This window comes from Stenotrophomonas sp. CC22-02 (assembly GCF_004365115.1).
Lineage (GTDB): Bacteria > Pseudomonadota > Gammaproteobacteria > Xanthomonadales > Xanthomonadaceae > Stenotrophomonas > Stenotrophomonas forensis.
This window is the reverse complement of record NZ_SOCO01000001.1, coordinates 1,834,791-1,855,127: the sequence shown is the minus strand read 5'-3', so window position 1 is coordinate 1,855,127 and position 20,337 is coordinate 1,834,791. Positions and strand designations below refer to the sequence as shown.

General features: G+C 66.5%; 22 protein-coding genes. 4 read left to right on the top strand and 18 right to left on the bottom strand.

All coding sequences use genetic code 11. From position 1 onward, the window contains the following. Positions 1 to 70 precede the first annotated feature (70 nt). Positions 71 to 1,081 (top strand): hypothetical protein, encoded by a 1,011-nt coding sequence (locus tag N440_RS08600; RefSeq protein ID WP_133934752.1) that lies wholly within the window; start codon positions 71 to 73, stop codon positions 1,079 to 1,081. A gap of 149 nt (positions 1,082 to 1,230) precedes the next feature. On the opposite strand, the gene N440_RS08595 is transcribed toward N440_RS08600, so the two are convergent. Further along, on the bottom strand, positions 1,231 to 1,875 hold the full coding sequence (locus N440_RS08595) for a TetR/AcrR family transcriptional regulator (protein WP_049457117.1): 645 nt from the start codon (positions 1,873 to 1,875) through the stop codon (positions 1,231 to 1,233). A gap of 123 nt (positions 1,876 to 1,998) precedes the next feature. On the opposite strand from N440_RS08595, the gene N440_RS08590 reads away from it, so the two are divergent. After that, the gene (locus N440_RS08590; protein WP_133934751.1) at positions 1,999 to 4,293 is read left to right on the top strand and encodes a TonB-dependent receptor; all 2,295 of its coding nucleotides are present in this window, start codon (positions 1,999 to 2,001) and stop codon (positions 4,291 to 4,293) included. A gap of 17 nt (positions 4,294 to 4,310) precedes the next feature. Then, positions 4,311 to 5,207 (top strand): tyrosine-protein phosphatase, encoded by an 897-nt coding sequence (locus N440_RS08585; protein WP_133934750.1) that lies wholly within the window; start codon positions 4,311 to 4,313, stop codon positions 5,205 to 5,207. Positions 5,208 to 5,306: 99 nt separating this feature from the next. Here N440_RS08585 and N440_RS08580 read toward each other — a convergent pair whose 3' ends face one another. From N440_RS08580 to N440_RS08565, 4 genes are all read right to left on the bottom strand, one after another. Then, positions 5,307 to 5,564 (bottom strand): hypothetical protein, encoded by a 258-nt coding sequence (locus N440_RS08580; protein WP_133934749.1) that lies wholly within the window; start codon positions 5,562 to 5,564, stop codon positions 5,307 to 5,309. After that, a complete protein-coding gene (locus tag N440_RS08575) occupies positions 5,561 to 6,913 on the bottom strand; it encodes a TFIIB-type zinc ribbon-containing protein (RefSeq protein WP_133934748.1) in 1,353 nt (450 codons plus the stop codon). Before N440_RS08575 ends, N440_RS08580 begins: the two co-directional genes overlap by 4 nt. 20 nt (positions 6,914 to 6,933) lie before the next feature. After that, positions 6,934 to 8,073 carry an SPFH domain-containing protein gene (locus tag N440_RS08570; RefSeq protein WP_133934747.1) on the bottom strand — a complete coding sequence of 380 codons (1,140 nt, stop codon included), beginning with the start codon at positions 8,071 to 8,073 and terminating at the stop codon, positions 6,934 to 6,936. Positions 8,074 to 8,174: 101 nt separating this feature from the next. Next, on the bottom strand, positions 8,175 to 9,059 hold the full coding sequence (locus N440_RS08565) for an NAD(P)-dependent oxidoreductase (protein WP_133934746.1): 885 nt from the start codon (positions 9,057 to 9,059) through the stop codon (positions 8,175 to 8,177). Positions 9,060 to 9,491: 432 nt separating this feature from the next. Here N440_RS08565 and N440_RS08560 point away from each other — a divergent pair, with 432 nt between their 5' ends. After that, on the top strand, positions 9,492 to 10,988 hold the full coding sequence (locus tag N440_RS08560) for a helix-turn-helix domain-containing protein (RefSeq protein WP_133934745.1): 1,497 nt from the start codon (positions 9,492 to 9,494) through the stop codon (positions 10,986 to 10,988). Positions 10,989 to 11,044: 56 nt separating this feature from the next. Here N440_RS08560 and N440_RS20455 read toward each other — a convergent pair whose 3' ends face one another. The 13 genes from N440_RS20455 to N440_RS08495 all read right to left on the bottom strand — a co-directional run bounded on the left by N440_RS20455 (position 11,045) and on the right by N440_RS08495 (position 20,327). After that, positions 11,045 to 11,458: a hypothetical protein gene (locus tag N440_RS20455; RefSeq protein ID WP_243831309.1), complete on the bottom strand. Its 414-nt coding sequence runs from the start codon at positions 11,456 to 11,458 to the stop codon at positions 11,045 to 11,047. Positions 11,459 to 11,493: 35 nt separating this feature from the next. Continuing rightward, positions 11,494 to 12,573: a hypothetical protein gene (locus N440_RS08550; RefSeq protein WP_133934744.1), complete on the bottom strand. Its 1,080-nt coding sequence runs from the start codon at positions 12,571 to 12,573 to the stop codon at positions 11,494 to 11,496. Between the two features lie 20 nt (positions 12,574 to 12,593). Then, positions 12,594 to 12,941 carry a hypothetical protein gene (locus tag N440_RS08545; protein WP_006479484.1) on the bottom strand — a complete coding sequence of 116 codons (348 nt, stop codon included), beginning with the start codon at positions 12,939 to 12,941 and terminating at the stop codon, positions 12,594 to 12,596. A gap of 48 nt (positions 12,942 to 12,989) precedes the next feature. Continuing rightward, positions 12,990 to 13,574 carry a RebB family R body protein gene (locus N440_RS08540; protein ID WP_133934743.1) on the bottom strand — a complete coding sequence of 195 codons (585 nt, stop codon included), beginning with the start codon at positions 13,572 to 13,574 and terminating at the stop codon, positions 12,990 to 12,992. Then, entirely contained in the window at positions 13,571 to 13,807 is a 237-nt protein-coding gene (locus N440_RS08535) for a RebB family R body protein (RefSeq protein WP_008265905.1), read from the bottom strand. Before N440_RS08535 ends, N440_RS08540 begins: the two co-directional genes overlap by 4 nt. Before the next feature lie 69 nt (positions 13,808 to 13,876). Then, a complete protein-coding gene (locus tag N440_RS08530; RefSeq protein WP_005416651.1) occupies positions 13,877 to 14,149 on the bottom strand; it encodes a RebB family R body protein in 273 nt (90 codons plus the stop codon). A 60-nt stretch (positions 14,150 to 14,209) separates the two neighbouring features. Then, positions 14,210 to 14,476: a RebB family R body protein gene (locus N440_RS08525; RefSeq protein WP_006446865.1), complete on the bottom strand. Its 267-nt coding sequence runs from the start codon at positions 14,474 to 14,476 to the stop codon at positions 14,210 to 14,212. 26 nt (positions 14,477 to 14,502) lie between these two features. Then, entirely contained in the window at positions 14,503 to 14,772 is a 270-nt protein-coding gene (locus N440_RS08520) for a RebB family R body protein (protein ID WP_005416649.1), read from the bottom strand. 43 nt (positions 14,773 to 14,815) lie between these two features. After that, entirely contained in the window at positions 14,816 to 15,106 is a 291-nt protein-coding gene (locus N440_RS08515) for a RebB family R body protein (protein ID WP_005416648.1), read from the bottom strand. 244 nt (positions 15,107 to 15,350) lie between these two features. Beyond that, entirely contained in the window at positions 15,351 to 16,307 is a 957-nt protein-coding gene (locus N440_RS08510; protein WP_133934742.1) for an NUDIX domain-containing protein, read from the bottom strand. A 30-nt stretch (positions 16,308 to 16,337) separates the two neighbouring features. Continuing rightward, positions 16,338 to 18,017 carry a hypothetical protein gene (locus N440_RS08505; RefSeq protein WP_133934741.1) on the bottom strand — a complete coding sequence of 560 codons (1,680 nt, stop codon included), beginning with the start codon at positions 18,015 to 18,017 and terminating at the stop codon, positions 16,338 to 16,340. Positions 18,018 to 18,193: 176 nt separating this feature from the next. Continuing rightward, a complete protein-coding gene (locus N440_RS08500; RefSeq protein ID WP_133934740.1) occupies positions 18,194 to 19,531 on the bottom strand; it encodes a transporter in 1,338 nt (445 codons plus the stop codon). A gap of 46 nt (positions 19,532 to 19,577) precedes the next feature. Further along, a complete protein-coding gene (locus N440_RS08495; protein ID WP_133934739.1) occupies positions 19,578 to 20,327 on the bottom strand; it encodes a hypothetical protein in 750 nt (249 codons plus the stop codon). Positions 20,328 to 20,337 lie beyond the last annotated feature (10 nt).

Sequence of the window (20,337 nt, the reverse complement as noted above, 5' to 3'; positions counted from 1 at the left end):
ATGCGTTCGCATGGATCGGGTTCGTGTCAGGTTTTTCCTGACACAGGGCTGTCCTTGCAGGAGTCGACTGTTGCAGAAACGAGATAATTCCAATGCACTCTGGCCCGGTCTTTTCAAGGGCCGCCGATCTGTGTTGAACCCCTACGAGTTTGGCCCGCTGCAGCAGCGTGATCGTGTGGCTGCCATCGCGACGCTGAAAGCGAATGGTTGCGCACCACTGAGCGCCACGAGCGTGCTTCCCCCGGTTTTCCTGGTGGAGGGCAAAGCGCAGGATGGGATGGAGATCGTCAAGGCCGCATTCGCTGCCGTGCGTCAGGGTTTCGGGGGCGCGATCCATGCCTTCCGGCCCGGAAGACTCTGCGGATTCGTGACGGATTCCCCGTACGCCAATGGCATGGCCTGGACCATACATCCGGGTGAGCCCGCCTATGGCCTGTCAGTCACGGCAGGCAGCCTTCTGGAAACCGTTGTCGCAGCCTATCGGGTGCTGAGTGTTCCGGGGCTGGACCCCGCGCTCCCCATGGAACGTACGCTGGAGGCGACGATGGAGTGGCCGCGTTCCGAAACCTTTCGCATTCCCGACAGCCAGCAGAGAAGGGATCGAGGCATCCGCTACGCGCATTGTGGATTCCTGGCGATTTTCATGCATGAGTTCGCGCATGTGGTGAGAGGCCATCTCGGGTATGAAACCGCCACTTGCGGCAGTCTCTACATGGATGAGCGTCCTCTGATGCCGGCGCCAGGCGATTCGAAGATGCGCCTGTACATGGAGTCGGACGCGGATGAAATGGCGGGGCGGCTGCTGGCGACCTGGCTGCTGAGATCCCGGCAGGACGGCAGCCCGATGGACGAGGCCAAGAAGCTCTCGATCGCATTTGATTTCCTGGTGGGTACTACGCTTGCCTTCTCGGCGTTTCCCAGGGTGCAGAACGCCTATCACACCGGGACGCTGCGTGCCCGGGCGCTGATCGGCGCGATGCTTCAGCATGCGGGGGATGGGCGGGTCGATGGCCAATCAGTGGATCGAGTCCAATATGCGCGAGGTCCTGCTGTGCATGCAGGCGGCGGGATATCCTGCTGAAAGCTACCTTTACTCCGCGGCGGAGGCGAAGGAGCTCATGACGACCACGTGGAGCGGCATGCGCAAGCACCAGCGGGACTGGTCGCAGTGCGCTCCGTTCCAACAGGGGAAGCCGAGCACCATGCGGCCCAGGTGACGTCGAGCGGCGCTCAGTCCGCCATCACCCGCCCAATCGCATCGGCCAGCAGGGCGCGCACGCGTGCCGGTGGCAGGTCCGGGTCGCGCACGGCGCGCATGGCCAGGCCTTCCACCAGCAGGCGCAGCAGCAGGGTGCGCCCGGCGATGGCCTCCTCGTCAATCGGCCGACCCAGGCGCGCATCGTGCTGGCGCAGCCAGTCATGGATGGCGGCGCTGGTCTGTTTGTCGTGGGTGCGCAGTACCTGGGCCAGCATCGGGTCGCGGTGCGCTTCGGCGTTGATTTCGGCATAAAGCGCCACGCTGGCGATGGCGTTGCCGTGGATCGGCAGCACCGCGCCGCGCGCCCACTGCCGGTAGCACTCCAGCAGGCCATCGACCAGATCGGATGCCGCCGGCATCTCGCTGATCGACGCCTGGTCGTGGCGCAGCTGGCGCTCGATCAGGGCCAGGATCAGGGTCCGCTTGTTGGCGAAATAGCGGTACATCAGCCCTTGGCTGATCTCGGCCTCGGCGGCGATATCACCGATGGAACCGGCGTGGAAGCCGCGGGTGATGAAGCACTTCTGGGCGGCATCGAGGATGCGCCGGCGCTGGGCCTCGGCGTGTGCGGCGGCGGCGTCATCAACGGGTGGGGCTACGGCGGGCTTTGGCGTCATTGCGGAAGGTCAGGGCGTCCAGAGACGGGATAGTACGTCACAAAAGGTGTGAATGAACGGTCATTCATTTGTAATTCCCGACTCCCAGACTGCGCCGGCCTTCTCCTTCCGCGAACGAGTCCGATGCGCTACGCCACGCTGCACCGCCCGCTGCTCACCCTCGCCATTGCCGCCGCGCTGCCGGCGATGGCCCATGCCGAAGACGGCCCCCATGCCGAAGCCGATGCCACTGCCTCCGCCGACGCGGCACGAACCGTGGTGGCGCTTGACCAGGTGGTGGTGACCGCGCAGAAACGCGCCACCAACCTGCAGGAGACGCCGATTTCTGTGTCGGTGGTCGACGCCGAGGCGTTGAAGGATCGCAGCGCGATTTCGCTGGGCAGCCTGTCCGATGGCTCGATTCCGTCGCTGCGGGTGACCCCGTTCGCAACCCGCAGTTCGGCGCTGAACATCGGCATCCGTGGCATCGGTGCGTCCGGCGATGCCAACCAGCCGGCGCGCGATGCCGGCGTTGGCATCTACGTCGATGGCGTGTTCATGGGCCGCGCGCAGGGCCTGGGCAGCATGCTCTACGACGTGGAGCGCATCGAAGTGTTGAAGGGTCCGCAGGGCACGCTGTTCGGCCGCAACACCGAAGGCGGTGCGGTCAGCATCGTGACCAAGGCGCCGACCGGCGAGTTCGGCGGCAGCGTCAGCGCCGGTGTGTCCAACTACAGCGGCTACAACAGCGCGCTGCACCTGGACCTGCCCAAGGTGGGTGATGTCAGCTTCAAGATCGACGCGGTGCAGGCCAAGCGTGGCGGCACCACCGACAACCCGATGCGTGGCGAGCGCGACTTCAACAGCTACGACAAGCGTGGTGCTCGGTTGAGCGCGCTGTGGCAGCCGCGCGATGATGTCTCGGTGCTGTATGCGTTCGATCGTTCCTACGATGCGACCACGCCGTACCACACCCAGGTGCTGGTGCCCGGCGCCTACCTCAGCCCGCTGCAGAAGGCCGGGGCCAGCCTCGACCGCCGCGACAGCGCCATCCTGGGCGGCCCGCAGGAAGACAACACCGGCCGCACCAGTGGCCATCTGTTGAACCTGTCGTGGACCTTGAGGGAAAACCTGGAGCTGAAGTCGATCAGTTCCTACCGTGAGCTGACCCAGGGCCAGTTCGACATGGGCCTGGTCGATGCGATCTCGGCCTACGGTGGCGCGGGTACGCCGTTCGGCCGCTACAGCCTGGCCCAGGTCTACCAGCACCAGTACAGCCAGGAGTTCCAGCTGATAGGTAACACCGCGCAGGTGCAGTTCCTCGGTGGCGCGTTCTACTACCACGAGACCGCGGGCGACAATGCACAGACGCCCAACATGCTGGTGTGGGGGCCGGGCGGGAACAGCTACACGCTGAACCCGGCCACGAACCCGCTGGACCTGTCGCGGGTGCGCATCGACCGCGCCAGCAAGGCGTGGACCGACAGCCTGGGCGTGTTCGGCCAGGCCACGTGGACCCCGGAGGCGATGCCGGGCCTGCACCTGACCGCCGGTGGCCGCTACACCCGCGATGACAAGAAGGGCAGCCTGTACATCGTCAACGGTGCGGCGACGAATCTTGCCTTCAAGGATCGCTGGAGCCGCTTCGACCCGATGGTCAACATCGCCTACGACCTGGGCGAGCACGCGATGGTCTACGCCAGGTACAGCACCGGCTTCAAGGCTGGTGGCGCCAACTCGCGCTCGACCCACTACACCGCGTTCGGCCCGGAAGAGGTGACCGCCTATGAGCTGGGCTTCAAATCGCAGTTCTGGGACAACCGTGCGCGGTTTAACCTGGCGGTGTTCGATTCGACCATCGCGCACAAGCAGATGGACTTTTCGCTGCCGTTCGACCCGAACAGCGGTGAAACCCGCACCACCATGGTCACCACCAACGCACTGAGTGATGGGAAGTCGCGCGGCGCGGAGCTGGAATTCAACGTGATGCCGGTGGACAACCTCACCCTCGGCCTCAACTACGCGTATACGAAGATCGATGCGCAGACGGCCACGGACCCGTTCGGTGCGGGTGTGCAGGTGACCGTGCAGCCGCTGCTGGCGCCGAAGAATGCGGGCAGCCTGTCGGCCGACTACCTGGTGCCGTTCGCCAACTTCTCGGCGCTGAAGTTCCATGTGGACGGCAACTGGTCCGATGGCTACTACACCAGCGAGTACGACCAGATGCTCACTGACAGCTCGTTCGTGGTGAACGCCCGCGTGGCGCTGGTGGATGTGCCGGTGAACAGCACCGGCACCACGATGTCGTTCTCGCTGTGGGCACGCAACCTGCTGGACGAACAGCACCTGTTCTACAAGCTCAACAGCCCGGCGCTGGGCCAGACCGGCATCTTCAACGATCCCCGCACCTTCGGCCTGGATGTGGCCGTCAACTTCTGATTCGAACGGAGACTCCCATGAAGCACCGCTCTACCGAACTTGCCCTGGCCGTGATGCTCAGCCTGCCGCTGGCGGCGACCGCCGTGGCCGCAGACGCAACCCAGGCCGTTGCCGCCAAGCCGGCTGCTGCCGCCAATGTGAAGCCGGTGGCCGCCGATGCGCAGCGCGTACTTCCGCTGCAGGGGGCGTGGAACGTGCGCACCTTTGCCGGCCTGCAGGGCCGCCACGGCCAGATTCCGGCTACGGCGTTCGTGCGTACCGCCGATCTCGGCCGGCTGACCGACGCCGATCGCGATGCCCTGGCCGCTGCCGGCGTGAAGCTGGACATCGACCTGCGTACCGCCGATGAGCAGGCGCAGTCGCCGGACCTGCTGGCCACGGATGACCGCTTCGACTACCAGCGCATCTCGCTGATGGGCACCGAGAAGATGGACCTGCAGAAGATGATGACCCGCTTCCCGGATTCACTGGGCGAAGCCTATGTGCAGTGGCTGGGCCACAGCCAGCCGCAGTTCAAGCAGGTGTTCCAGCGCATTGCCGCGCAGCAGGACGGCGCGGTGCTGTTCCATTGCACGGCGGGCAAGGACCGAACCGGCATCATCGCCGGCCTGCTGCTGGACCTGGCCGGGGTGCCGAAGGCCGAGATCGTGCACAACTACGCGATCTCCGCGCACTACCTGGAAGGCCAGCCGAAGGACAGCGCGATGAACGCGCAGATCATGGCGCTGATCAAGCAGAATCCGGAGATCGGCCGCAAGATGGCCGGCATGTCCGGTACCGCACCGGACAACATGGAGCAGTTCCTGGCGGCGCTGCACAGCCAGTACGGCGGTGCCGAAGGCTACCTGAAGTCGATCGGGGTGAGCGAGCAGGAGATCCAGCAGCTGAAGGTGCGACTGGGGCAGGCGGGCTGAGGGTCGTGCCGGCCGCTGGCCGGCTCCCCTGTGACGTCAGGCGAACGAGGGAATGCCGGCCAGCGGCCGGCACTCCCCGCAGCCAGGCATGGCCTGGCTCTACGGATCGGGTTTCACCCGGGCCACGCGTCGTCGATAGTCATACACATTGTCACCGCGGATGCGCTTCTCCTCGGTGCCGGTGATCCGGTCCACCTTCTGGTCCGAGCCGGTGACCGGTTGCGCCTGGATGTCGGTCTCGTGCTCGAAGGAATGCGATTTGTCGGTGTTGCGGTAATAGCGGTACAGCGCCCAGTACAGCGCGGTTGCGCCGGCCGGACCTGCCGCCAACAGCCAGAGGCCACTGTCGTCGCTCATGTCGATGCCACCAGGAAGGCAATTGCGAGGGCTTCAATGACGGTGCCGGTGGCCAGTGCCGCCAGCAGCATCTTCCATTGCTGCACGGGCACGCTGCCCATGGTTTCACCGGTACGCCCGTTCACCGCGATGTAGTGCAGCATGCCGCCGTTCTTTCCGGGCTGATGGTAGGAGTACAGCCAGACCGGCAGGTACATCGATACCCATCGGGTGCCATGCACCTCCAGCTGCTCCTGCTCCCAGCGCACGCCACGGTTGTAGCGCTTCACCGAACCCTCCACCTGCGCGCGGGCGATCGAGAGCAGCTGGTCTTCCAGCCGCGGACGCAGCTTTTCCACGTCCAGGTTGCGCTTTTCCGAGGTGAAGCCGGCCAGGTACGAGGCGTTCCACTTCACCGCGTTCTTGGTGTCGAACGGCAGGATGGTGTTGATGATGTTGTTGGTATTGGTGCGGATATCCAGGTTGCCGCGCTCGGCGGAGGACTCCAGCGGAAGGTCATCGACGGTGAAGTCGACCTGGCGCTCGACCCGGTAGACATCGGCATCGTAGAGGGTGCGCTTGTTCTTCTCGCTGCCCACTGTGTACTGCCGGGTCTGGATCTCGCCCTTGCCGGCCACGGCCGCACTGACATTGCTGTCCACGATCATGTAGGGCAGGAACACGCCCACCACGTTTTCCGGGGTGAACTCATCCTTGAACGCCTTCAGCGCGAACATCCTGCGCTTGTCGACGAACTGGCGGATGCGCGCGACCGCATCGTCCTTCCTGATATGGAAGGGAAGGACGGCATCGGGTACCGCGCCGTTGCTGATCTGCTCGTTGACGCCGAACACATGCCGGCACCAGTGACAGCGCGCCGTCATCGTGCTTTCGGTATTGACCGTGACTTCGGCGCCGCAGCCGGTGCACTTGAAGGTCATCAACGCCGAGGTGTCGGCGTCGATGTCACGCGCGCCGGAGGCGATGACGGTGCCACGCAGCTGGTCGATGGCTTCGCCCAGCCCGAACTCCTCCTCGACCCGCGCGCCATGCCATTCGTGACGGCAGTACAGGCAGACCAGGATGTCGGTGCCGGCCTTGGGCCGGATGTCGGTGGCGCCGCACTTCGGGCAGCGGTTGAGGCCATCCTTCAGCTCGCTGGCCGAGGTGTCGATGGCGACCGGGTCCGGGGCTTCCACTTCATCGCGGATGGCCTGTGGCAGCGTCGAGGTGTCCAGCGGGAAGCTGCCGGGCAGGGGAGGGACGTCCTGCGGCGAACCCGGTCCATTCAACGACGCCGCCGGCAAGGGCGGCGGCGTCGCGGGAGCGGATCCGGGCAGCGGCGGGGGGCCGTTTCGGGGATCGGACATGTTCGTTGCGCGTCCTGCCGTTACAGGCCCAGTGCCTTGGCCTTCAGGGCGTCGTAGTCGCTCTGGGTGATCAGGCCCAGGTCCAGCATTTCCTTGGCCTTCTTCAGCTTGGCCACCGGATCGTCCGCAGCCGGCGTCGCCGGCTGCTGCATGCCGCCGACACCGAACATGCCCGAGGCCATGCCGACGCCCACCAGGCCTGCCGCACCACCGTTCTCGCCGGCCGACTGGATGCCCTGGGCGACGCTGGCCTGCAGGTTGGAATTGCCACGCGAACCGGACAGCGCATCGGCGCGCTGCACGGTCTTCAGCAGTTCACGGGTGTTGGCGTCGTACTCGATGGAAACGATGGCGGTCTTGACGATGGCCAGGCCACGATCGCTCTGCCACTGATATGCCTGCTCGACCGCGGCCGACAGGCTCTGCGCGAAGCCGATCGAATCCTGCTGCAGCTTGGTGATGCGGTTGCCCTTGCCCGGATCGTTCGTATACAGGCTGAAGGCCGGGGCCAGCGAACCGACCACTTCATTGAACAGCTGGCTGGCGGCGGCGTTGTCCAGGTCGGTGAAATCGAACACCTGGCCCGGCTGCAGGTAGCTGGCCGGCACGAAGTTCTTCACGAACAGGATCGGGTCGACGATCTTCAGCGTGTACGAGCCACGGGTGACCGCGCCGACCTGGGTGTTGAGGAAACCGTCGTCCCAGTAGATCTCCGACTGGGTGCCGAAGCGGTTGTCCGGCAGTTCCTTCAGCGACACGAAGTAGGCGGCCTGCTGCGAGCCCGGCTGGCCGCCGAACTTGAAGCGTTCCCAGCTCTGCTTGATGAAGGTGCTGACTAGCCCATCACCGGCGAAGATCGACTGCGAGTTCAGATCGTCCGAGCGCCACTCATAGCCGCCCGCTTCGGCAACGAACGCGGTGATCGCGCCATCCTGGAACAGCAGCAGGCCGTAGCCTTCCGGCACAACGATCTTCGAACCGTTGCTGATGATGTTGGACGAGCCGCTGGTGTTGGAGCCGCGGCCGGCGTTGGTGCCGCGCGGCACCGCTGCGAACAGGGCCGCCGTGGACGGCAGGCCCGTGGGCACGGTGTAGAAATCCTTCCACTGGTCGGCCAGCACACCGCCTACCGCACCCTTCACCGCCTGTACCAGACCCATGTCCAACTCCCTGTGATTCGAGGGCAGGCACCGTGCCTGCCGAGCGTGGCTGAATATAGCAGCGGCCGGGGACGGCAGGAGTGCCGGAAGATGAATCCGGGTCAGCGCCGGCCGGCAGCGCCGGGCCCGGCGCGGACCACCTCCAGCACGGCGGCCATGTCCAGCGCGCCGAGCCCTGCGTGCTGTGCCTCTGCGAACAGGGCATCGCTGGCCTCGATCAGCGGTGCATGCATGCCGACCTCGCGCGCAGCGGCGGCCACCAGCGCGCTGTTCTTGTGCACGTCGGTGATCGATGCCTGCACGGCAAAGTCGCCACGGGCCATCTTGTCCAGCTTGATACGTGACACGTCACTGGCCATCGGCCCGGCATTGAGCACCTGCGCGAAGCGTTCCAGCTCGATGCCATGGGCTTCGGCGAAATGCACGGCTTCGGCCAGGCCGGTGACCAGCGTGATGAGGTACAGGTTCACCGCCAGCTTCATGCGCAACGCTGACGGCACGTTGCCACAGCACACCGTCTGCCGGCCCATCGGTGCCAGCAGTGGCGCCGCCACGGCGAGATCGGCATCGGTGCCGGCCAGCAGGATGACCAGCTGCGCCGCTTCGGCCTGCACCCGTGAGCCGGACACGGGCGCTTCCACGTAACGGCCGCCCGCGGCACGGATCTGTTCGCCCAGTGCCTGCGAATACGCCGCGGAACTGGTGCCCATGTTGATCAGCAGGCGGCCCCGCACGCGGTCGCCAAACGCGCCGCCCTGTCGATCGAGCACGCTGTCGATGGCTTCATCGTTGGCCAGCATCAGGATGACCGTGCCGCAGGCGGCAAACACGTCCTCCAGCTGCGCGGCCACCTTCACCCCGCCGCTGCGTGCGGCGGCGGCGGTGCGGCCGGAACGGGACCAGCCCAGCACCGGGTGGCCCGCCCGCGCGAGATGGCCCGCCATCGGCGTTCCCATGACACCCAGGCCGATGAATCCCAATGACATGGCAGGCTACCCGTGGTGGCAAGGCGCCCATCATGCCGCAGTTCCCTGCGCGCAGGCCGGTGCTGTGGCGCGGGCGGGGATCACTGGAAATGCGGCGTCACGATGTCATGCGCCGTTGGGCAGCGTATGGAAGCGGTATTCACGTGATTATCATCACGATTTTCTTGAAACTGCCTTTTGATAATCCGGATTCCGCGCGTGCCGTTGGTCGCGGACGAGGCCGGATCCGTCCAACGTCCGCATCGTCGACCTGCCGACGGCAATCCCTTGGGGGCATGGGAGCGGACTGCGTGCGCGTTCACCTGCGTGTCCGGCGGCTGGCATGAGACACGGCGAGGGCGTCGCAGCATCACGCAGTAAAACCGGGACGGTAGCCACTGCGCGATCGCCTGGTGCGTCTGCACCGGGTTGCCATTCGAAAGGGGAGTTTCAATGCACAGGCAAGTCAGTGAGATGTTGCAGCGCGCCTATCGACCCCACCGGTCCCTGACCGATCTGCTGGGCGCGTTCGTCAAGGAGTTTTCGCAACACCATGCCCTGCGTGGGGGCCGTGTCCATCTGCATGGACCAGACACCGCCCCTGGCCAGGACGCTTCGCTCGCCACGCGCAGCCATTCGGCGCAGGCCAGCCAGCGCCTGCCGATCCGCTACGGCGGCGAGGTACTCGGCGAGCTGCAGCTGGAAGGCGAGGCGGGTAGGCTGGACAGCAGTGCGCTGGCGCTGGGTGAAGCGTTTGCGCATCGATGCGCACACCTGATCAAACGCTATGAAGCGCAAGCCTGGGCCGAACAGGCCCTGAGCCGCCCGTTGCTGCTGGTCGGCGCCTGCGACGCGCTGAAGCGGATGGAGGAGTTCGTCGAGCGCGCTGCCGCCAGCCAGTTGCCGGTGCTGCTGCGCGGCGAGTTCGGCACCGAGAAGATGGAACTGGCCGCGGCCCTGCACAGCTGCGGTCCGCGGCGGCGGGGGCCGTTCGTCGAAGTCAACTGCGCCCACCCACAGGACACGCCTGCGGACTGGTTCGCACGCGCCCGCGGCGGCAGCCTGTACTTCCACGAGGTGGATGAGCTTCCGGTGCCCTTGCAGGCGCAGCTCTCGCATTGCATCCGCGACCTGGAGACCGCCACGGTCCAGTCCGGCCAGGCCCGCGCGATCCGAGTGATCGCCTCCACCAGTGCCGACCTTGAACAGCGTGTGCGCGAGCGGCAGTTCTCGCGGGCGTTGCTGGCCGGACTGGAGTTCCTCACCGTGGACATTCCTCCGCTGCGTGAGCGCATCGATGACATCGACGCACTGGTGGCGCGCTCGCTGCAGATGCATGGGTTCAACCCACAGGTCATCAGCGATGACGTGCTGGACGCGCTGCGGGGCCATGACTGGCCCGGCAACCTGCTGGAGATGGAGCGGGTGGTGGTGCGCCTGGCAGTGATGACCGGTGGACGCAGCATCCGTCGTGAGGACCTGCTGCGGCATGCACCTGGCCTGATGCTGGGCGAAGCGGCGGTGGACGCGGATCGTCCGCTGCCCGAGGCGGAGGCGCTGCAGGTGGTCGGGGCAGCAGCGCAGGCTGGGGCTTCGACGGCACCAGCGCCGTCGCACGACGGCCTGCACGATGGCCTCAAGCGTGCGCTTGCCTACCTGAAGGATCATGCGGCCGAGCCGGTCACGCTGGGCGATCTGGCGCGCCAGGCGCATGTGAGCCAGTCGCACCTGGGCTTCCTGTTCCGCAGCGAACTGGGCACCACCTTCAAGCTGCTGCTGCAGCAGCAGCGCATCGAACACGCCAAGCAGCTGCTGCGGGGCGGGCAACGCCTGCGCATCACCGATGTCGCGCTGCAGGTCGGCTTCGGCGATCTCAGTCATTTCGAAAAGAGCTTCCGGCGCCTGGTCGGGGTCAGCCCGCGCAGTTACCGTCGCATACCGGAACAATGAAAGACCCCGGCGCAGGTTCAGGCCTGCCCGGGGTGTGCGCATCACCGCAGCGGACGCTACCTGGCGTTCGCTTCGGCGGCCCTGCGTACCGCTTCCTCGGCAGCCTCATCGGCGCGCCGGGCGGCTTCGGCGGCGGCTTCGACGGCGTGCTGCGAGACCATCATCGCCTGGCGGATGCCTTCCTCGCTTGCCGCCATCGCGGCGTCGGCCAGTTCCTGCGCAATCTGCATGGGGGTTTTGCCGCCGGGACGGTCCGGCGTGGGGAACGGAGAGGGTGGGATCGGGAAGGTCATCGCAGGAACTCCTTCTGGGGCTGGGGAGGAGGAGCCGTCGTTGCGCTCCCCCAGGATGTGGCGTAATGCCGCCTGGGCATCGGCCAGGATCTTCTGCGCCTGCTGCCGCGCGGCCTGACGGCCGGCGGTCACGGCCACGCCGGCGGCAGACGCCAGCGCGGCCGTGGCGGCCTGCACGCCGTCATCCGGCGCGGGGGCGGGTGAGGGCGGGCTCACACCGCGTCTGCCTGGTATCCGATCTCGGCCTCATCCTCGGCGAAACGGCGCGTCCGGCGGTAGTCCAGCAGGGTGATGACATTGTCCTCCACCTGTATGCGCGCCTGTTCCTTGGAGCCATCGATGGCGAACAGCACGCTGGCACCGTCCTGGCCGAGCTGGCCGCGCGAGACCGGATGGTTGTCGAGGAACGCCTGTGCGCCGCGCAGTTGCCGACGCGCGGCCTCGCGCCATCGTTCGCCATCCAGCCGCAGCCCATCGCCATCGCCCAGGAACGTCGCGACCTGCTGCGCGGCCAGCGAAATGCGGGCGTAGCCGATGTGGCGGTTTGCCGCCAGTGTTTCGGCAATGGCGGCGCGCACCTGCTCGGGGGATGGAAGATGCGAAAGCTGAGGCCCGTCCAGATATCCGAACAGCATCGGCAGCAGGGTCTGCAATGCGTGCGTGGCGCGTTCCAGGCGCAGGTCGCTGTTGCCTCCCGGCCGATAGGCACGCAGGTAGAAGCGGAAATAGTCGGCGAATTCGATCGGCCTGCGTGCGTGCTGCAGGGCGAAACGGGCAGCTTCGGCCTGGGCCTCGCTGGGTGGGTTATGGCCGCCGTGCTCCTGGGCCAGCTGGTACAGCGCCAGCGATTCACGGAAGTCGAGCTGCTGCAGCAGCGGCGCGTCGCCGGCGCCAACGGCCGCGAGGAAGGGCCCGTATGCGCCCAGTTCCTTGTTGCTAAGCAGGCTGTGCCGGACCAGCACACTCTGCACTTCATTCGACAGCAGGTTGCTGGGCGGACTCGATTCCAGCTGGCGCAAGGCTTCAAGTTCGTCGGTGTGAAGGCTGAGCAGCTTGACCGGGCTCACCTGCAGGCCGGCATGGGGCAGCCAGGCCATGCGTGACCCATGCAGGCCCTGCTGCACGCCTTCAAGCATCGCACCTTCGTCTGCAAAGGCGTATCGATGCTCGTGTGAATCGATTGCCCACTGCAGCCAATGGTGGCCGCCATCGACGAACGGCAGCACGCGCTTGGTCCGCGAACTGAACTGGCCGGGATGGGGAACGGGGCGACCGTCGATGAAAACGCTCATGCGTGGCTCTCCTGGCGGCCTCACTGGGCCGGAAAATCCTTGAGGACGGTCGCAGCGGCGCTGCCGACGCGGGTGAAGTCGTCGGTGGCCCCCTGCATCATGGTCTGCGCCTGCGTGAGCACCCTCGCATACTTCTCGTCTCCGGTCGCCAGGTATTGGGCCATGGCCACACCGGCGGCGGTGGTTGCGATGGTGGAAACGTTGCGCAGCGCGTCGGCAGCGTCCTGCACGGCAATCGCCGCGGACTGGGCCACCGACTGGTAGGCCTTGCCGGCGCCACTGGTCTTCACCACGGTCGTGGCCATGGTGGCCGTCTGCACCTGGTTGATCACATCGATGACCTGGGCGTTGACGTTGCTCGGGTCCATACGGGCTCCTTGATGGGCGGGGGCGGCCGGAATGCAGCCGCAGCACGGTCACGGCGTGGCGTCGGTGCCGTCGGCGGCCGCGGTGGAGGGGGAGTCTGGCGCGGGGTCGTGGGCGGGACCCGCTGCCGGTTCCGGACCGGGCGTGGAGTCGGGCGCAGGGCCGGGCGCGGGCGCCGCGCCGTCGCCTGCAAGCTGTTCGAGCGTGTGCAGGCTGGCGGTGGCGGCCGCAGCGTCGGCAGTGGCACCGTGGGTCTGTGCCTGCAGGACGCTGATGGCGGTCTTTCCTTCTGCGGTAGCCGCGGCGATCACCGCCGCGGGCGAAGGCGGCGCCGGCACCGGTCCCGGCAGGGGAATGACCTGCGGCGGTGGCGGCGGCGGCGGAAGCGGAGGCGGCGGTGGTACCGGCCAGGGGGCATTGATCATCTTCGCGCAGGCGGCGGTGACCGCGGCGTTGCTGACCATGCCCGCACCCTGCTGGCGCGCAACCGCGTTGTGCATGGCCGTGCCCAGCGTCTCCAGCATCACCATGTCGAGCATGCTGAAGGACTGCGCCGGCCCCTGGGCCACCAGCAGGGTCGAGGCGGCACTGACGCTGTCGACGATCTGGCTGTTGACGGTGTTCTCACTGCTCATGATGGAACGGCTCCCTTCTGGATGATCAAGGCCAGGACCTGGGCCAGGCTGGCGCCGGCGGTGACCTGGCCGCGTTGCTGGTTGGCCACGGCGTTCTGCATGGCCAAGCCGAGGCTGTCGGCCATCGCCAGGTAAGTGGCGGACATCGCGAATGACGGGGCGAGGGCGATCGCCAGGCCCGAGCCGGCGCTGGCAGCGTCCAGCAGGTAGCCGGTGGCGGGCGATGCGGCCATCAAACAGGGGCCCGGCGTGACGCCACCCGGGCGGGGGCGCTGAGGGGGGCGTCACGCCGGGCCGACACGTCAGCGCAGACCCAGGATTTCGCGGGTGGCCACGCCGTTGGAGGCGGTGTCGATGGCATACAGCGTGGACACGCCCTGGGTGGTCGAGGCCTGCATGGTCACGTAGGACTGCTGCTGGTTGTTGGTGGCGTTGTGCGCGGCGTTGGACAGTGCCTGGCTGGTGGCCACGAACAGATTGCCCATTGCGATGGCCGGCGCATCACCAAGCACCTTGGTGTTGACCTGCGAAACCGAATCGGTGATCTGGCTGTTGACGGCGGTGGGAAATGCCATGGTGGAAACTCCTTGGGTGGACAGCACTACAGGAACGGAGACTGCCGGCACTTAGTGGAATCAGCCGAGAATCTTCCGGGTGGCGGCGCCGGTGGCGCCGGTATCGACGGCGTAGAGCAGCGCAACGCCCATCGTGGTCGCGGCCTGCGCCGTGACATACATCTGCTGCTGGGCGAGCGTTGCGTTGTGGGCCGCATTCGCCAGGGCCTGTGCCGTGGCCTGGTACAGCGTGCCCATCGCCGTGGCGGGGGCCACGCCCAGCACCTGCAGGTTGGCCTGGCTGACCGAATCGGTGATCTGGTCGTTGACGGCCGTGGGAAATGCCATGGCTCAGCTCCTTGCCTGTCGGCGCATCACGCGCCGAGGATCTGCTTGGTGGCCACGCCGGTGGTGGCGGTATCGATCGAGTACAGCGTGGCCACGCCCATGGTGGTGGCCGCCTGCGCGGTCACGTAGGACTGCTGCTGGGCATTGGTGGCGTTGTGGGCGGCGTTGGCCAGCGCCTGTGCGGTGGCCTGGTACAGGTTGCCCATGGCGACGGCGGGGGCGTCGCCCAGCACCTTGGTGTTGGCCTGGGTAACCGAATCGGTGATCTGGTCGTTTACAGCGGTCGGGAATGCCATGTCGAGCTCCTTGAGGTTGGCGGGTCAGCTACGGAACGACGGATCAGGAACCGAGGCCGCGGACGCGGGTGCTGAGGATTTCCTTGCTGGCCACGGCCGTGGTGGCGGTATCGATCGAGTACAGCGTGGCCACGCCCATGGTGGTGGCCGACTGTGCGGTCACATACGACTGCTGCTGGGCGTTGGTCGCGTTGTGGGCCGCATTGGCCAGCGCCTGTGCGGTGGCCTGGTACAGATTGCCCACCGCCACGGCGGGCGCATCGCCCAGCACCTTGGTGTTGGCCTGGGTGACCGAATCGGTGATCTGGTCGTTTACCGCGGTTGGAAATGCCATGTCCTGCTCCTGCGAAAAGGTGGAAGTGCGTGGTATCCAGTGTCACGGTGCGTGGTGCGTAACTGCGTGTGCTTCACCGTGGATGCAGAGTAGAAACAAGCGCTGCGGCTGGATTGGTGGAATCGACGGAGAATGCGGGGGAAATGGTGTGAAGAGCGGGGCCGCGATGCGGGCGGATTGCTGGTCGGCACGGAGTCTCGATGAATGTGCATCGGCGCCCGGCGCGGCCCCGTCATGCGCGGGCTCAGTCTGCGGGCAGGCCCTCGATGTAGCGCGCGATTGCGGCGTACCAGTCGATGCTCTGCCGGTGCGCGGGACCGCCCGGCGGCGGATCCACCGGCTGGCGTACGCCCAGCAGGGAGGAAATCTCGGCCTGTTCCACCCGCTGCATGCGCGACAGTTCCCAGTCCACGATCGAATCCGAGGCCGGGCGGCGCATCCAGGCCGGCCGTGGCGCCAACTGCTGGTTGAGCGTGGTCGCCAGGGTCGCCAGATCGACCTCTGCGGGCGCGGTAAAGCAGACCAGGTAGAACAGAACCTCACCGGGTTGACTGCTGAACGCGACCGTGTGCTCCATGACATAGCCTGCATCAAGGGCCATTCCGGTTTCCTCGGCAAACTCACGGCGGGCCGCCACCTCAGCCGCTTCGGCAGCGCCCTTGGCGCCACCGGGAAGCGCCCATTGTCCAGCCTGGTTGACGGTCACTGCCGGGCGCTCGGCGGTCCAGGTTTCCAGCGCTGCCTGTGCCCCTGCGATGCGTGCGCCGAGCCCTGCATCGGGCCACGCAGCGATGGGAGGTACGCTGAGCGCGACGCGGGCGGCGAACCCGGCGGCCAGCGAGGCACGATCGACGGCGGTCAGTACATACGGAATCGCGGCCTGCAGTGCCTCGACGGTGTTGAGCCCGCGGGCGGTCTGGACTTGCCCCGCCGCGGTGGCGACCGCCGCGATGGCCGGGGCATTGGCTACCACGGTACTCCAGGCGGTGCGGGCGGCAGTCTCGGCATTGGCCAGCAGCGCGATGGCGCTGTCGGTCTGGGCGGCACGGTCCGCGGACGTCAACGCAGCGTTCAACAGCGCTGCAGCCTCCATCACCAGAACCGGCGTGGCATAGGCGCTCCACCAGTTGTTGGTGGTGCGCTTCTGGGCGATCAGCCATTGAGTTCCGGATCTCACGGCGGCATAGACGGACTGGGGCATCGGTGTTCTCCTTCGTTTGGGTGGTTGGGATCAGTTGTTGCGGTGTTCGATGAGATAGCGCGCCGGCTGCACGGGTTTGCCTTTGGCGTCGGTCACGATCGGCCGGTACAGCGTGTCGTAGCGCGCTTCCCAGGCAGGCACGCCGTCGCGCTCAAGGAATCGGCGCTCGCTCTGTGGTGGCAGATCCACGTCGCCGGGCATCACTGGCTGGTCATGGCCCAGATCGAACAGGTACTCGGCCAACTGCTGCGAAGCGGCGTGAATGCGATCGCACAGCCTGGCGCGAGGGCCGCGGCGCCGGAAGTAGTCGAGGTCGTTCCAGTCCACGTCTGCACGGTCGCGCAGCGGCTCCAGAGCGTTGAGCACATCCCAGTTCTTGAACGCATCTCGCCAGATCGACTGATCCAGCAGCACGTTGGGCAGGTTCAACACCGCCCATTGATAGACGGCCAGATCCTGCGTGCGCAGCACATCCATCAGCGAGGCCTTCAACCAGATGCCGGTAAGGTCCTTCAGGCCGCTGTGATAAGGCGCCCAGTCGCGCTGGGCCTCGGTCATCGTGGCCCCCTGGTCGGCATCGATCGCCTGGGTGGAGCTGGCATCCCAGGCGGCGCGTTGCATCTCCAGCTGCAGCGGCTCGCTGATCGATGCCAAGGCGCCGGTCAGCAGCTTGCTCGACACCAGATAGAGCACCGCGCATCGCGGCAGGTTTACCGGGTTGAAGGCATCGTTCTGGTCCAGGTTGTCCACCCTGACGATGTAGAGGCAGCAGGCCCGCAGCAGGACGTGCCGCCAGTACCAGAGATTGAGCTTGCGGTTGTCGCGTTCGGTAATGCAGGGATGAGGGTCATGGCCGTTCACCAGTGCGGTGTACTGCGGCATGGCCGTCTTGCGCAGCATGTACAGGTAGTAGCCGGACAGGGTCATGGGCAGGTTCATCTGCGAGGAGAAGCCGCTGGACCAGAACTTGCTGTACTTGGCCAGGATGATCTGGCGCGTGTAGTCCGGCCAATCGGCGCGCTGCAGGCTATGCCGGTAGCGGCCCGCCGGAATGTTGATGCCGTCGTCGACGTTGTACACGTTGATCTCATCGCCTACGTCGCCCCAGCTGGCGTACTCCCAGGAAGGCGGCACCAGCGCCGGGCCGTTGTCGGGCAGCAGATCAAGTTCGAGCTTTCCGCTCTGGGCGGCTTCGCTGAGCAAGTTGTGAAGGCGCGGCCGGAAGCGCTCCTGCCAATCGCTGAACAGGCAGGCGACGATGGGGGGTGCGTCGTCGACCGCGACATCTTCCAGCTGCATGTCGACATTCTGCGGGGGCAGGGTGACGCTGACCGAGTCGCACAGCGCCTGGACAAGCTTGGCCTTGAATGCGTACGCGGACCTGATCGTATCGAAGCGCAGCGGCGGACTGACCAGCTCGAAGGTATTGTCCGAATCCGATTCGATCACCCACGCGCCGCTCTGCCCAAGGTTCACTTTCTCGTTGTTCTTCCGGAAGATCTGGCCGGGCTTGAAGCGGGCCGCCACCACATGGGTGAACGCGAAGACCTCGCTGTCATGCGTGCAGAATTCGATCTCCATGCCGTAGGTATTCGACGGGATGGCTTCGCCGCCGCTGTCAACGACGATGTGATTGATGGTCACGGCTTCTTTCGGACGCGTGTCTTTTACGGTCCAGCCGCTGACGGGGTCTGGGACGATGTTCAGCATGGAGCACCCTGCTTGTCGCGAGGCCCGGAATGGCCGGCTCAGGGGCATGCTAGAAACGGGGAGACTGCGGGAATCGGCCGAATCGACGCGCAATGCGGTGCCATTGCGCGGATCTTCGCCGATGCGGCGGAATCGACGACGGCGGGCCACAGCCACGCCGTCGCCGGCCACGGGGGCTAGAGCATGTACGGGATCTTGAAGGCCAGGGTGAAGTCCGGCGCATCCGGGGTCAGGCCGATGCCGAGCAGGGTCACCAGGGTGGTGTGCTGGTTCAGCGCGTAGGTCACACCGAGATTCAGTGACGCCGCATTGGCATCGCTGCCGATCACCTTCATCCACTGCCCGCCCTGGAAGCGGGTCGACGCGCGGGCGCTGATGCGGTCGCTGAAGGACAGGCTGAGGCTGGTGCGTTCGTTGAACGCGAACGCCACGCCAGCACCAAAGTACACCGAGCCGCCGAGCTTCACATCGCCGGGATTGACGGTGTCGGGGTTGCTGTCGATGTCGTTGAAGCCGCGCGGGAACGAATGCACGTAGCCCAGATTGGCGAACAGGATGGCCGGGTCGGCGGTCTTGACCATCGACAGGCCCACATTGGCCTGCCAGACGCCATTGCCGGTGGGCTGTTCTTTCGGCACGGCGAAGCGGATGTAGTCATCGTCGTCGCGCTCGATCACCTTCCAGTCCAGGCCGTAGGGCGCGCGCCCGGTGGGTGCGGTCACCCCGGCGGTAAGCACGGTTTCAGGCCGCCAGCCGCGCTCACCGAACAGGCGGTAATTCGCGCTCAGGCCGATATCGCCCAGGCCATTGCCATTGGTCTCTTCCTGGGCGATGGCGGCGGCCGCACCCCCGGCGCCGCCTTTCTGGTACACCGTGCGCCGTGCGAGGTACGGCACGTCCAGGTTGAGCGTCAGGTTGGGGCTGACACCCCAGCGTGCGGCCAGGTTGTAGGTGAGCGAATCGGACTCGACGTTCTCGATGGCGATGTTGCCGAGGAAGATCGCGTCCAGTGCCAGGAATCCGTTGAGGGTGAGCTGCTTGCGGTCATAGCGGGCGTAGGTGAGGCTGTTCTCGATGGTGAAGCGGCGCGAGAACAGGGCCGATTGCTGCTGCTTCACATCATCCACGCTGCGCCGTGATTCCTGCCTGGCCTGCTGCGCCTCGGCCGCGGTGCTGGCGTAGCCTTCGCCGCCCGGCGCTGCCTGTCCCGGCGCTGTCTGTAGAGTCGAGCCATGCTCGACTGCCGTGCCCGTGTCCGTGCCCGTGCCGGCTGCCGCCGCCGTTGCCGGCCCAGCGGGCCCCGTGCGCCCGCTCAATCGCGCCTGCATCGCCTGCACCTGCATGTCGAGTTCGCGCAGGCGTCGCACTTCCTGGGCATAGTTGCTCTTCAGCTGCTCCAGCTGGTTGGCCAGGGCCTGCACATCGGCGTTGTCGTCGGCCGTCGGCGGCGCGGCGAGGGCGGTGCCCGCCAGCGCCGCCAGCGCCAACGGGGTGATCCTCAGAAGGGTATGCATGTTCGTGTCCTGCGTTGTGGAACGCGTCCCCCAATGCCGCGCCGTACTACTGGCCCGGCCCCATGCCGCGGTTCAACGCAATCGCCTGGGCCACGTTCTGGCTCAACGGCAGGTTGCCACCCGCGGTGTTGCGTACCAGCTCCAGCCGCAACTGGTTGCTGGCTGCCTGGCCGTCACCGGCCAGGGCAATGCCCTGGCCGACGCTGCCATTGCGTATCCATTGCTGTACCAGGCCCTGACCATCCACCTGCAGCTGCAGGCGCGCCTGATTGCCATCGAGCACGGCGCTGGCGCTCACCCCGGCCTGCTGCGCGCTGGCCGAGTGCGTGCCATCGGACTGCATCGCGGGAACGTCGCCGTCACGCACCAGCAGCGTGGTGGTGTTGCGCGCGGCGTTGCCATCGCCGGCGATCTGCACGCTCTGCACCAGCCCGCTGACATTGGCCAGGCCGCTGCTGTCGATGCTGCGGCCCGCTGTGACAGGCAGCGGCGCATCGGCGGCGGTGACATGCACGCTGGGCTGGAAGCTGAGCTTCGGCGCACCACCGCCGCGGAAATCCATGCCCAGGGTCAACGTGCCCTGCAGGGTCGTGCCATTGCTGGCCTGCCACTGCGAAACCATCGTCACCCCGAACCAGGCCACGCTGTTGCCGCCCACCGTGTAGCGGCCACGCATCAGGTTCAGTTCGGGGTCCGGAATTTCCTTCAGGCCGCGACCCGGTGCGGCGTCCGCCGCCCGCACCGTCAGCGCGGGAAGCATCAGCAGCAGGGTCATCAACAGGGGAAGACGGATCATGGCGAAGCCT